This window comes from Rhizobium sp. P44RR-XXIV, assembly GCF_001999485.2.
GTDB lineage: Bacteria > Pseudomonadota > Alphaproteobacteria > Rhizobiales > Rhizobiaceae > Rhizobium.
Window position 1 is genome coordinate 42,499 of sequence record NZ_MPVZ02000029.1, and the last position, 11,978, is coordinate 54,476.

At 59.8% G+C, this 11,978-nt stretch carries 11 protein-coding genes; 7 read left to right on the forward strand and 4 right to left on the reverse strand.

The features are described from left to right. Positions 1–315: 315 nt before the first annotated feature. Positions 316–1,782, forward strand: coding sequence for a DHA2 family efflux MFS transporter permease subunit (locus tag BSK43_RS26335; protein ID WP_077467740.1), 1,467 nt, complete (start codon positions 316–318; stop codon positions 1,780–1,782). Positions 1,783–1,803: 21 nt separating this feature from the next. Here the strand turns inward: BSK43_RS26335 and BSK43_RS35215 are convergent, their stop codons facing one another. Beyond that, on the reverse strand, positions 1,804–1,944 hold the full coding sequence (locus tag BSK43_RS35215) for a hypothetical protein (protein ID WP_158008762.1): 141 nt from the start codon (positions 1,942–1,944) through the stop codon (positions 1,804–1,806). A gap of 257 nt (positions 1,945–2,201) precedes the next feature. On the opposite strand from BSK43_RS35215, the gene BSK43_RS26340 reads away from it, so the two are divergent. After that, positions 2,202–3,248 (forward strand): NAD(P)-dependent alcohol dehydrogenase, encoded by a 1,047-nt coding sequence (locus BSK43_RS26340; protein WP_077467741.1) that lies wholly within the window; start codon positions 2,202–2,204, stop codon positions 3,246–3,248. A gap of 145 nt (positions 3,249–3,393) precedes the next feature. After that, positions 3,394–5,136 (forward strand): cation:proton antiporter, encoded by a 1,743-nt coding sequence (locus tag BSK43_RS26345; protein ID WP_077467742.1) that lies wholly within the window; start codon positions 3,394–3,396, stop codon positions 5,134–5,136. A 3-nt stretch (positions 5,137–5,139) separates the two neighbouring features. Here BSK43_RS26345 and BSK43_RS26350 read toward each other — a convergent pair whose 3' ends face one another. The 3 genes from BSK43_RS26350 to BSK43_RS26360 all read right to left on the reverse strand — a co-directional run bounded on the left by BSK43_RS26350 (position 5,140) and on the right by BSK43_RS26360 (position 8,256). Continuing rightward, complete coding sequence (locus BSK43_RS26350; RefSeq protein WP_077467743.1) at positions 5,140–6,051, reverse strand: acetamidase/formamidase family protein; 912 nt, start codon at positions 6,049–6,051, stop codon at positions 5,140–5,142. Positions 6,052–6,152: 101 nt separating this feature from the next. After that, positions 6,153–7,208, reverse strand: coding sequence for an alginate lyase family protein (locus BSK43_RS26355; RefSeq protein WP_077467744.1), 1,056 nt, complete (start codon positions 7,206–7,208; stop codon positions 6,153–6,155). 97 nt (positions 7,209–7,305) lie between these two features. Then, positions 7,306–8,256 carry a helix-turn-helix domain-containing protein gene (locus tag BSK43_RS26360; RefSeq protein ID WP_077468252.1) on the reverse strand — a complete coding sequence of 317 codons (951 nt, stop codon included), beginning with the start codon at positions 8,254–8,256 and terminating at the stop codon, positions 7,306–7,308. A gap of 85 nt (positions 8,257–8,341) precedes the next feature. On the opposite strand from BSK43_RS26360, the gene BSK43_RS26365 reads away from it, so the two are divergent. The 4 genes from BSK43_RS26365 to BSK43_RS26380 all read left to right on the forward strand — a co-directional run bounded on the left by BSK43_RS26365 (position 8,342) and on the right by BSK43_RS26380 (position 11,920). Further along, entirely contained in the window at positions 8,342–9,028 is a 687-nt protein-coding gene (locus tag BSK43_RS26365) for a DJ-1/PfpI family protein (RefSeq protein WP_077467745.1), read from the forward strand. Positions 9,029–9,132: 104 nt separating this feature from the next. Next, positions 9,133–9,549, forward strand: coding sequence for a hypothetical protein (locus BSK43_RS26370; RefSeq protein ID WP_077467746.1), 417 nt, complete (start codon positions 9,133–9,135; stop codon positions 9,547–9,549). Positions 9,550–9,726: 177 nt separating this feature from the next. Next, the gene (locus tag BSK43_RS26375; protein ID WP_077468253.1) at positions 9,727–10,731 is read left to right on the forward strand and encodes an alpha/beta hydrolase; all 1,005 of its coding nucleotides are present in this window, start codon (positions 9,727–9,729) and stop codon (positions 10,729–10,731) included. Between the two features lie 355 nt (positions 10,732–11,086). After that, complete coding sequence (locus BSK43_RS26380; protein WP_136687288.1) at positions 11,087–11,920, forward strand: alpha/beta hydrolase; 834 nt, start codon at positions 11,087–11,089, stop codon at positions 11,918–11,920. Positions 11,921–11,978 lie beyond the last annotated feature (58 nt).

Below are 11,978 nucleotides of genomic sequence, written 5' to 3' on the forward strand. Positions count from 1 at the left end.
TGTTCCATAGTGTTCCGATATCGATCCTGTCGTTCTTCATGCGGCATGTTTCGACGAAAAACCCTACCATGTCTTGTGCGTGAATGCCTACTGGCCCGCTGTGACCACTCCGTTTACCGATGCAATGCTTGGGCGCACGACGCTCCGCACTTGTCCGCACCGTGAGGCTGAGTGGAACAGCGATCAAATTGCGCCCCCTTCAATAGGTGAAACGTGATCGGCAGAGCGATTGATGGGACGATTTCGATCTATCGTAAACGTTGCCGAAGCGTTTAAATGCGGTGAAGTGCCGGGAGGATTCGGAGTGGCTGACGAATGAATGACATGTCCACGCGCGGACAACGGGAGGAAAAGCAGACAGTGGCGAGCTCGCGGCCGCTGTTGATCGCCTTGCTCGTGGCCGGTGCTTTTTTCATGGAAAATCTGGATGGCACGGTCATCGCGACGGCGCTGCCACAGATGGCGGTGTCCTTCGGTGCCCGTCCGGTCGATCTCAATATCGGCATGAGCGCCTATCTTCTGACGCTTGGGGTCTTCATTCCGATCAGCGGCTGGATCAGCGATCGCTTCGGCGCGCGGCTGGTGTTCACCACGGCTGTCGTCATCTTTACGCTCGCCTCGGTCCTGTGCGGCTTTGCCAACGGCATCGGCTCGTTTGTCGCCATGCGTATCCTGCAGGGTATTGGCGGGGCGATGATGGTGCCGGTGGGCCGGCTCGTCGTCCTGAACAACACTCCGAAGGACAAGTTGATTTCGGCAATTGCGACTATCACCTGGCCGGCGCTGGTCGCGCCGGTGCTGGGACCACCGCTCGGCGGCTTCATTACCGACCATGCGAGCTGGCGCTGGATTTTCTTCCTCAATCTGCCGCTCGGTATTTTGGCATTCGTTTTTTCGCTCATGCTCATTCCCGAAACCAAGAGCACGGCACGGCCACCCTTCGACTGGATGGGGTTCATCGTCAGCGGCGTTGGGTTGGCAAGCCTGATGTATGGACTGGAATTGATCGGTCGCCCCGATCCTGTCTGGCTGGAAGCTGGAGCCTATGTGGCGGTCGGACTGGTCCTTCTGATCCTATCCGTTTTTCATTTCCGAAGGACAGAGCATCCGCTCATCGATCTCTCCGGATTGAAGCTGCCGACCTTCGCAGTCACCATCTCCGGTGGGTCGCTGTTTCGCACCGCCATCGGCGCGGTGCCGTTCCTGCTACCGCTCATGTTTCAGGTCGGCTTCGGGCTCAGCGCCTTTCATGCCGGCATGCTGACACTGGCGGTCTTTGCCGGCAATCTGGCGATGAAGCCGGCAACGACGCCGATCCTGCGGCGCTTCGGCTTCAAGTCGGTGCTGATCGTCAATGGCATCCTGAATGCCGTCTTCATTGCCGCCTGCGCTTTGTTTTCGCCCGATACGCCACTTTGGTTCATCGTGCCGGTGCTGTTCATCGGCGGCATGTGCCGCTCGATGCATTTCACGGCATTGAACACAATTGCCTTCGCCGACATTCCGCCGCGACAGATGACGGGCGCCAATACGCTGTTCAGCACTGTTTTTCAGCTGACGATGGGTATGGGTATCGCTGTGGGCGCGATCGGTATCCGTATCGGTCAGGCCGTGAGCGCGCCGCTTGGCATGGGCGGCATCGTCGCCATCGAGTTTCGCCTCGCCTTTGTCCTGCTCGGGATTATTGCGCTGCTCGCCGTGCTGGACTGCCTGCCGCTTGATCGCGAGGCTGGCGATAATGTGTCACGCAAACCGAAGGCTGGCGTGAAGAAGGCGGCGTGACGGTCTGTATTGCAGGTTCGTTCAATGTGGGTATTGGATGAGATTATAGTGCAGCAATATTGCCGGTATGGCCATCAAGATGATCAAGAGCATCGCAAAGCTTGCGGTGCGCAGCACTTTCATCCGGCGGACGCGGTGTCCGCTCCAATCGTATACTGCCATAATGAGCCCTCCCTTTTTTCCTCGATTATTAGAAAGGCAAGAAATGGAACTCCAGTCAATATTGGCAATAGGATGTTAAATAATTAGATTTTTCTAATAATCTCAGGTGTTGGATTGTTTTGCTACATTCGTTGAGTGAGTGAGCTTGCATCCGTGCAAAGGTTATTCTGCGGTACCCACCCTGGCGATATAACGGGTGAAACATTCGTTTCCGCGGCGGCGGAACTATTGGTTGCTTTGAAAAGAGGAAGAACGAGATGAGCAAGGTGCGTGCCCTGGTGTTGGAGCGTCAGCATGAGCTGGCGATCCGCGATATCGATCTGCCGCAGGAGGTCGGGCCGAGCGAGGTGAAGATCAAGATCCATACGGTCGGTGTCTGCGGCTCCGACGTGCATTATTACACGCACGGCAAGATTGGCCCCTTCATCGTCAACGAGCCGATGGTGCTCGGGCATGAAGCCGCGGGTACGGTGGTCGAACTCGGCGCGGGTGTCACGCATCTGAAGGTCGGCGATCGTGTCTGCATGGAGCCGGGTATTCCCGATGCGAATTCCAAGGCCAGCCGCCTCGGCCTGTACAATGTCGATCCCGCCGTCACCTTCTGGGCCACGCCGCCGATCCATGGTGTGCTGACGCCCTTCGTCGTTCATCCGGCCAACTATACCTTCAAGCTGCCTGACAATGTCAGCTTTGCAGAAGGGGCGATGATTGAGCCCTTTGCTGTCGGCATGCAGGCGGCGACCAAGGCGCGCATCACCCCAGGCGACACGGCTGTCGTCCTCGGCGCCGGCCCGATCGGCATCATGGTGGCGATCGCAGCGCTTGCCGGTGGCTGCGCGCGGGCGGTCGTTGCCGACCTTGCCCAGCCGAAGCTCGATATCGCCGCCCAATATCAGGGCGTCATCCCGGTCAATATTCGCGAGAAGAACTTGGTCGAGGAGATCAATCGCCTGACGGATGGCTGGGGTGCAGATGTCGTCTTTGAATGCTCGGGCTCGCCCAAGGCCTGGGAAACTCTCATGGCGCTGCCGCGCCCGGGTGGCGCCGTCGTTGCCGTCGGCCTGCCGGTCAATCCGGTCGGTTTCGATGTTTCGACGGCATCGACCAAGGAAATCCGCATCGAGACGGTGTTCCGCTATGCCCACCAGTATGAACGCTCCATCGCGCTGATTGCCTCCGGTCGCGTCGATCTGAAGCCGTTGATCTCGGAGACCTTTGCTTTCGAAGAGTCCATCAAGGCATTCGATCGCGCCGTCGAAGCCCGGCCGACCGATGTAAAGCTGCAGATCGTTCTCGATCAGTAAAGGCGCTTACCAGCGTCGCCTTGCGAAAGTGAGGCGACGTTTCCTTCGCTTTCGCACGATCCCGTAGACGGCCCGGCAGAAGCGATGCTAGGTAGCCAGAAACAAAGAGAAACGGGCTTAACGCCGTGAAACGGGAAGGACTGCCGTGCCGCACGACGTTGCATTGATCGCATTGATTGCCGCTGGATTCGTATTTGCGGCTGTTTTCGGCTATCTGGCCGACAGGCTGCACCTGCCGCCATTGGTTGGCTATCTAGTTGCAGGCGTGATCATCGGCTCGTCGACGCCAGGCTTTGTCGCCGATGTTTCGCTCGCATCGCAATTGGCCGAGATCGGCGTCATCCTGCTGATGTTCGGGGTTGGCTTGCATTTTTCGGCGGCTGATCTGCTCGCGGTGCGCGGTGTCGCCATTCCAGGCGCCATCGGCCAGATCCTGATAGCCACCCTGTTGGGCATCGGCTTGGCCTCCCTCTGGGGCTGGGGCGTCGGTGCCGGCGTAGTGCTGGGACTGAGCCTTGCCGTCGCCAGTACGGTCGTGCTGCTGAAAGCGCTGGAGGAGCGCAATCTGGTGAGTTCGACGAATGGCCGCGTCGCCGTCGGCTGGCTCATTGTCGAAGATCTCGTCATGGTGCTGGCGCTTGTGCTGCTGCCGGCCTTTGCCGGTGTCATGGGCGGCCACACGGATGCCGGCGAGCATGCGGCATCCGGTTCGATCTGGCTGACGATCGGCATGACATTGGTCAAGGTGGCAGCCTTTGCTCTTGTCGCGATCTTCATTGGTCCGCGCATCGTCCCCTGGCTGCTGACATCCGTTGCCCGAACGGGCTCGCGTGAGCTCTTCACGCTGTCGGTTTTGGCGATCGCGCTTGGCATCGCCTTCGGGGCGGCGGAAATATTCGGCGTTTCCTTCGCGCTCGGGGCTTTCTTTGCCGGGCTCGTGATGAGTGAATCGCATCTCAGCCATAGGGCGGCGGCCGATTCCCTGCCGTTACAGAACGCTTTTTCCGTGCTGTTTTTCGTCTCTGTCGGCATGCTGTTCGATCCCTCGGTGCTGGTGCGCGAACCGTTGATGGTTGGGGGCGTGCTCGCGCTCATCATGCTCGGCAAGTCGTTGATCGCTTTCGGCGTGGTGCTGCTGCTGCGCTATCCGGCGAGCATGGGATTTGCCGTTGCGGCCGGTCTGGCGCAGATCGGCGAATTTTCCTTCATCCTGGCCGGGCTTGGTGTTTCGCTCGGCCTGTTATCCCGTGAGGGGCAGGATCTCATTCTCGCAGGCGCGATCCTGTCGATCACACTCAATCCGCTGGCCTTCTTCGCGGTCGAGAAAATCGAGAATTGGACCTTTGCCCGGTGGCCATCGCTGGCCAACAAATATGGCATGGCAAAGCAGGATGGGCTGCGCCGCGAGCTGACCATTATCAGCAAGCAGCGTGAAGAACGGGATCAGCAGCATCATCTTGAGATCGAGCAGCTGATCGAAACTTTTCCGATGTTTGCCGAGCTGGATGACAATGCGCATGAAGAGCTTCTGCTGCTCTTCCGGCCGCGATCAGCGTCTCCGGGCGACCGTGTCATTCGCACCGGTGACCGTGGCGACAGCATGTTCTTCATCGCCTCCGGCGCCGTGGAAGTGCAGCTCGAGGAGGACGAGATCCCGCTTGGCGCGGGTGCCTTCTTCGGTGAAATGGCTTTGTTGACGGGCGCACGCCGCACCGCCGATGTCGTCGCCGTCGATTTCTGTCAGCTCTTCGTGCTGGAGCGCCGCGATTTTAACCTGTTCATGTCACGGCATCCACAATTGCGCGCCGCCGTCAGCCGCATGGCGCGGGAACGGCAGGAAAGCAACGTGTCGCGCCAACGGCGCGACGAGGCGCAGGATGCGGGCTGAGGGTTAGCGCCGCTTCAACCAGGATTTCGAAACGCGGCAGGCCATGGTGTAGGCCGGGTCGAAGACATTGCCGACATCGTAACGCACGACCTGACCGAGCAGGTGGCTGGCAGCGGTCTTGTCGAGACCATAATCAGAGTCGAGCCAGCGCAGCATCTCGCTCGTGGCGTGCTGTAGCGCCTGGTCGAGTGGCCGGGCATTGCCGATGGTGAAGATGTCGTCGGCCGTTTCGCCGCGCGGCCAGATTATGGTCTTCCTCTTCTCCACGCTCAGCCGCACCGTCACCTCGAAGGTGGTCTCGATCCCCGTGCCGACGATCTCGCCGTCTCCCTGCACCGCATGGCAATCGCCAAGGAAGAAAAGGGCGCCCGGCGCCGATACCGGGAACCAGACGGTCGTGCCCGGTCCGAGCAGCCGATAGTCCATGTTGCCGCCGAACTCGCCGCTGGTGGCGGTCGAGATCGCCTGGCCGAGCGAAGGCGCCACCCCAAAGCAGCCGATCATCGGCGCGAGTGGCAGCATGAGTGCCTCAAGGCCGGCGACCGGCTCTGCAAGCCTGGTCGTCAGGGCCTGACGATCTATTTGCCAGATCACCTTCTTGCTCTCCGGCAGGGCTCTCACATCGCGCGGATCGACGACATTGCCGGCAACGACGCTGCGGGTGAATCCCGTATCGCGTGTCGGCACCATGGTCAGGATTTCGACCTTGAGAGAATCGCCCGGTTCCGCCCCTTCGACGAAGATCGGGCCGTTCATCGGATTGGGGCCTGAGATGCGATTGATATCGTGCTTGTCATAACCGGCCGCATCGAGCGTTTCGGTAATGACGGTATCGCCATCGGCGATGTGCAGGGCGGGCGGCAACGAGCCGATGACATTGTGGTAGGTGTTTGGAACGAAGCGGTGTGTTGTCATTGCGTCTGCGGCCCCTTGTGCATTCCTGATTTGCCTGACCTTAGGCGGCTCGCATGACGAGGGAAAGGTCAAACACGGTCGGTGCCGATCGATCATCGCCATTAGTTCGGCGGCAGGCCGCCGAGATAAGGCATGCTGCGTGATGGCAGCTTCTTCAGCAGCGCATCAAGCGCAGGGGCTGGAAAGCGGCGTTCAAAGGGGACTGCCCAGGCGATGTCGTCCGCCTGAAGGTGCATTTTTACTTGCTGAGCTCCGGCTGCAGCGGCAAAGGAGGAAGGGTCGTCAATCCCGGCAACGACCGCCCGAACGAGACGAGGCAAGGCATTGTCATCGGCTGCGTAGAAGTCGATACCATTGGCGGAGGCCAATTCCGCTATTGTCACGAGAGGAGCGGCGGCGAAAATATGATAGTGGAGCGCTCTGGATCGCCGCACCATTTCCAGCGGCAAGGTTCCATTCGGCTGGATCTGGCTCGCGCCGATCTTGAAGCTGCCGACGCCCCAATCGAACAGATCCTTTCGATTTGCCGCAATGCCGGCAGCCGTGGCGGTAAACCCGGCCCAGTAGCGATGATTGTTGCGTCCGTCGCTCTTATCGTCTCGCTGTTGGTAGTAGGTGATGTTGTGCGATGCGACGTCGGCGAGCCATCCCGCTATCCGGGAGCGTTGATCTGACGGGATGTTGGTATCGAAGCGGATCTTGAGCCAGGTGACCGCGAAGGAGCCAAGCACCCAACCCTGCACATAGACTGCCTGGTTCGTCGCCGTGGCGCCGGTCAGCGCGCCGCTGGTGGCAAAGCTGTCGAGGAAATGTGCGGCGCAGGTCGCGCTGGCTTCACCGTCTCCGGCCCGATAGCGGTCGGCCATGGCATTGACGGTTCGCATTGCCGCACGCAGGCTGCCGGTCGCCTCGTCATAGGCTTTCTTGCGCACGGGATCGACGATGGAATGTGCCGCGTCGCTATAATAATCCGCCGCCTTGATAGACGTCGGCAGATTGGGTGGCGTGGGGCACGTGAATGGTTCATTTTTTTGCACGGAGACTGGCGTGTCCCACGGGCTTCGCAGGTCGGCGGCCTGCGCCTGGGCGACATCAGCCAACAGGAGAGACATTGCCACGACGGTGGATTTTCGGAGGATGGCATCGAAGCGAGACATTTGACACCTGACCTGTGATGGGTGTTTGCGGCGGGATCGTCAGATGACTATTGCCGGGTTGATGGCGATTTTGCGTTCATCATCGGCCGGCCGCTGCCTAGCCGAAATGATCGCGAAATGCCTGCGGAGTCGTCCCGAATTTCCGCATGAAATTGCGCCTCATGGTCTCTTCCGATGCGAAACCGCAGCGCGTCCGTGCTTGATGAACTGTTAACCCTTCTTCGAGAAGGCGACGCGCTGCTTCGATGCGAATCTCTTCCACGGCTCTGGCCGGTGTGCGCCCCGTGCCTTTCACGTAATGACGCGAGAAACTGCGCGCACTCATATTCGCCTGCTCAGCAAGGGCAGGCAGGGAAAGGTCAGCGCGCAGATTGTCCATGATCCAGGCATGCAGACGGTCGAAGCGTTCGTCGCTTTGCTGCAGGCGCAGCGCCGAGCTGAATTGTGCCTGGCCACCCGGTCGCTTCAGGAAGACGACGAGTTCTCGCGCCACCGAAAGCGCCAGCTTGCGCCCGAGGTCCGCCTCGACGAGCGCAAGGGCAAGATCGATACCTGCGGTGACACCGGCCGAGCTCCAGATCTGCCCGTCTTGAACGAAGATCGGATCTGGCTCGAGCCTCACTCGAGGGAAGCGCTTCGAAAATTCCTCGATGCGGTTCCAATGGGTTGCCGCCCGTCGCCCGTCGAGAAGTTTGGCTTCGGCAAGCAGAAAGGCGCCGCTGCAGACGGAGGCGGTTCGCCGGGCGCTGGCTGATCGCCGCCGTATCCATTCGACCAGCTCCATGTCTTCACAAGCCTTGTTGACGCCCCAGCCACCGGCGATCAGCAAGGTGTCGAGCGAGCCACTGGTATCGCCGAGCGGCTCCGTCAGCAGCACAAGACCCGCGCTGGTCTTGGTTTGTGTGCCGGCCGCGACGGCGACGGCCTCGTAGGGCTGCGGCAGGCCATTGTTGGACGCGGTTTCATTGGCGCTGGTGAAAACCTGCAGCGGACCGGTGATATCCAGCAGCTGGGCATTCTCAAAGGCGAGTATCTCGATGCGGCGCATGATTGGCAAGAAATGAGGGTTGATTGGCAAATGCGCCAAATTGTTCTCGCATAAGATTGGCAAAGTCAATCACTGGAGACGTATCATGACCATTCGCTTCGGCCTGCTCGCCTTCCCAGGCGTCCAGCAACTCGATCTGACGGCGCCCTATGAGGTATTCGCATCAATGGACGATGCCGAGGTTCATCTTGTCTGGAAGGATCGATCGCCCGTCATTTCGGCAACGAAGCTGGTACTGCAGCCGACGACGACTTTCGCCGACTGCCCGCAGCTCGACGTCATCTGTGTGCCCGGCGGCAGCGGTGTCAACGCGCTGCTGGAGGATGAAACAGTTCTGGCTTTCATCCGCAAGCAGGCGGAGCAAGCACGCTTCGTGACATCGGTATGCACCGGCGCCCTGGTGCTCGGCGCTGCGGGTCTGCTAGAGGGCAAGAAGGCGACGACCCATTGGAACGCCAAGGATTTTCTCGCGGGCTTCGGCGCCATCGCCACGCCGGGGCGCGTCGTGCGGGATGGCAATATCTTCACCGCGGGCGGCGTTACCGCCGGCATCGATTTCGGACTGACGATCGTTGCAGCCTTGCGGGATCGAGAAGAGGCGGAAACAATTCAGCTGTCGCTGGAATATGCGCCTGAGCCGCCGTTTCATTCCGGTCTGCCGGAAGAGGCGAGCGCCGATGTCTTGGCAAAGACGAAGGCACGTCTTGCCGGCTCACGGACGGCGCGTGAGGCGATCATGGCTCGTTTGGCGGCGGCGCGACAGGCCGATTGAGCTTCCGGGGTTTCTCACATCCCGTCTGTCACCTCATTGCAATGGAAGATCGATAATCAGTCGATCATACCGCCGGTCCGATCGGCATTCCCATCGAGGTGATCATGAGCAATCGCGCGACCAAGATCCTGCCCCACCACCGGTTTTCGCACTCGCTGGGCGCGCCGCTGGCGCGCGTCCAGGGCACCATAGCCCATGTGTTCGAGGCCCCGGACAATCACCACGGGGCAAACCATCAGCATTTTACCGTCACAATCAGCGCAGTGCTGAAGTTCGACGGTGGCGACGAGGATATCAATGGGCAGACCGTTTTCGTCGCCGTTCGCTTTGGCGACGATGAGGGGCTGGATCACGAGATTCCCGACCTGAAGGCGGGCGAGCCGATCGAGCTGCAGGGCGAATATATCCCGATCGCTTCTGCTTACCTCACGGACGATAACAGCAATCCGGTGTTGCCTGTTCTTCATTTCACGCATCATCCGGTCGGCTATGTGATGTACAAGGGCGTACATTACAGCTGATGGCCAAGCACGCGCCGCTTGGCCATCAACCGCCAATCAATCCATCTCGTTCTCTGCTCTGCTTGACTCAAAGCGCATTTCTGCGACCGTAGCGTTGCGACATCCTGTTCGGCCTTGAGGGAAAAGGCTTATCTTATGAACGAGTTCCGGTCACTTCGCTGCACAATCCTCTTTGCCATGACGATGGTTGTTGTGACAGTATTTGGCTTTGTGCCGTTCGCATCGGCATTTGCGGCAGAGGCGGTTGATTTGCCGCCGCAGACGAAGGCGTCGAGCGAGCAGATCGAGAAGTTGATCGGTGTCATACGCGAAAACGGCGCCATGTCCGACAAGGACCTGCTACGCCGTCGCGCCGATTTCGAAACATTGATGGCAGCGACGCCGGATGCGACGCGGGTGCAAATTCGCCGTGTCGACGCCAATGGCGTCGATGCCGATCTCATGTGGCCGGCAAGGCTCCATCATCCAATCGGCAGGCGGGCGATCCTCTATCTGCATGGAGGCGGCTTCTACAGCGGCTCGCTCAGGACGCACCGCAACATCGCTTCCTCGCTCGCCAAGGCGGCATCAGCCGACGTGCTGATCATCGATTATCGTCTCGCACCGGACTATGGATTTTCGGCCCAGACAGACGATGCGATCGCTGCCTATCGCTGGCTTTTGATGTCGGGATACAAGGCCGGGAATATCGTGATCGCCGGCGAGTCCGTGGGGGCGACGCTGGCTATCGAGGTCGTCCTGAACCAGCTTCGCCTGAGGGGTGCGCTTCCCGCAGCCGTGATTGCCATGAGCCCTGTCACCGATTTTGCGGCAACGGGAGCGTCGCTGGTTACCAACGCTGCGAGTGATCCGTTCATGGGCAAGGCCGAGCTGACGGTCATCCGAGACGCCTTCGCGCGTGGTCACTCCGCGGTCGATCCCGATATATCACCGCTCTATGCCAATTTCGGCGGATTTCCGCCGCTGCTGATACAAGTTGGCTCGCGGGAAACATTGCTCGACGACAGCACGCGTCTGGCGGACAAGGTGGAGCAGGCGGGCGGCAATGTGAGCCTGGAGATCTGGCCCGGCATGATCCATCAATGGCAGATTTTTCCGTTCTGGCTCGACGATGCCAGGAGGTCGGTCGCGAGAGTGGCCGAGTTTGCGCTTTCGCACTTCGCGGATAAGCCGGCGCAATAATCGACGCGGATGATGTTGGAATGCCCGGTCGTCTGTGGGGCAGGCGGCTTTGAGAGGCGTGGTTTTGGCGGAAACAAGGCCTTCGGCTTCGTTGGTGGAATTATATATCGCGATAAATAATCGCAAAATAAATTTTTATATGGACAAGGGCGAAACGGTTCTCTACAGATATGAATGTCGCGATAATAAATCGCACGATATATTTTTAGTGGAGATTGAAATGAGCCAGTCGATGCATCAAGCTACCCGCCGGGGCGTCATGACAGCCGGGCTCGGCCTTGCCGCCGCCGCCATCACGCCTTTCGCTCAACCTGCGCAAGCCTCTACAAAGCAATCTTCGAAAGGGAAGGACACAATGAGCAGCAGCACGATCACCACCAAGGACGGAACCGAGATTTTCTACAAGGATTGGGGAACAGGGCAGCCGATCGTTTTCCATCACGGATGGCCCTTGAGCGCCGATGACTGGGATGCCCAGATGTTGTTCTTCCTCAATCAAGGCTATCGCGTCATCGCGCATGATCGCCGCGGCCACGGCCGCTCCAGCCAGACAGCGACCGGCAACGAGATGGATACTTACGCCGCTGACGTGGCCGCCCTTGCCGAGCATCTCGATCTGAAAGGTGCCATCCACGTCGGCCATTCCACCGGCGGCGGTGAAGTCGCCCGCTATGTGGGCCAGTATGGCCATCACGGCCGGGTTGCGAAAGCAGTGCTGATCGGTGCCGTGCCGCCAGTCATGGTCAAGTCCGACAAGAATCCGGGCGGCCTGCCGCTGGAAGTATTCGACGGCTTTCGGACTGCTCTTGCCGCCAATCGCGCCCAATTCTACCGCGATATTCCGTCGGGACCGTTCTACGGCTTCAACCGCCCCGGTGCGGCGGTGTCGCAGGGCATCATCGACAATTGGTGGCGCCAGGGCATGATGGGTGGCACCAAGGCGCATTATGATTGCATCAAGGCCTTCTCGGAAACCGATTTCACCGAGGATCTGAAGAAGATCGAAGTGCCGACGCTCGTCATGCATGGCGATGACGACCAGATCGTTCCGATCGCAGATGCGGCCCTGCTCTCCATCAAGCTGCTGAAGAACGGCACGCTTAAGGTCTATAAGGGCTTCCCGCACGGCATGGCCACGACGCATGCAGATGTGATCAATGCCGATCTGCTGGCCTTCTTCAAGGCTTGATGGGATTTAAAGAACAGGGCGCCCGCCGGCAGGCGAGCGCCCACAGCCGGCCGAGTGC

Bases quoted from the DNA above. Each gene is read 5' to 3' on its own strand.
- BSK43_RS26335 (WP_077467740.1), top strand. From the start codon at position 316: ATGAATGACATGTCCACGCGCGGACAACGGGAGGAAAAGCAGACAGTG.
- BSK43_RS35215 (WP_158008762.1), bottom strand. From the start codon at position 1,944: ATGGCAGTATACGATTGGAGCGGACACCGCGTCCGCCGGATGAAAGTG.
- BSK43_RS26340 (WP_077467741.1), top strand. From the start codon at position 2,202: ATGAGCAAGGTGCGTGCCCTGGTGTTGGAGCGTCAGCATGAGCTGGCG.
- BSK43_RS26350 (WP_077467743.1), bottom strand. From the start codon at position 6,051: ATGACAACACACCGCTTCGTTCCAAACACCTACCACAATGTCATCGGC.
- BSK43_RS26355 (WP_077467744.1), bottom strand. From the start codon at position 7,208: ATGTCTCGCTTCGATGCCATCCTCCGAAAATCCACCGTCGTGGCAATG.
- BSK43_RS26360 (WP_077468252.1), bottom strand. From the start codon at position 8,256: ATGCGCCGCATCGAGATACTCGCCTTTGAGAATGCCCAGCTGCTGGAT.
- BSK43_RS26365 (WP_077467745.1), top strand. From the start codon at position 8,342: ATGACCATTCGCTTCGGCCTGCTCGCCTTCCCAGGCGTCCAGCAACTC.
- BSK43_RS26370 (WP_077467746.1), top strand. From the start codon at position 9,133: ATGAGCAATCGCGCGACCAAGATCCTGCCCCACCACCGGTTTTCGCAC.
- BSK43_RS26375 (WP_077468253.1), top strand. From the start codon at position 9,727: ATGACGATGGTTGTTGTGACAGTATTTGGCTTTGTGCCGTTCGCATCG.
- BSK43_RS26380 (WP_136687288.1), top strand. From the start codon at position 11,087: ATGAGCAGCAGCACGATCACCACCAAGGACGGAACCGAGATTTTCTAC.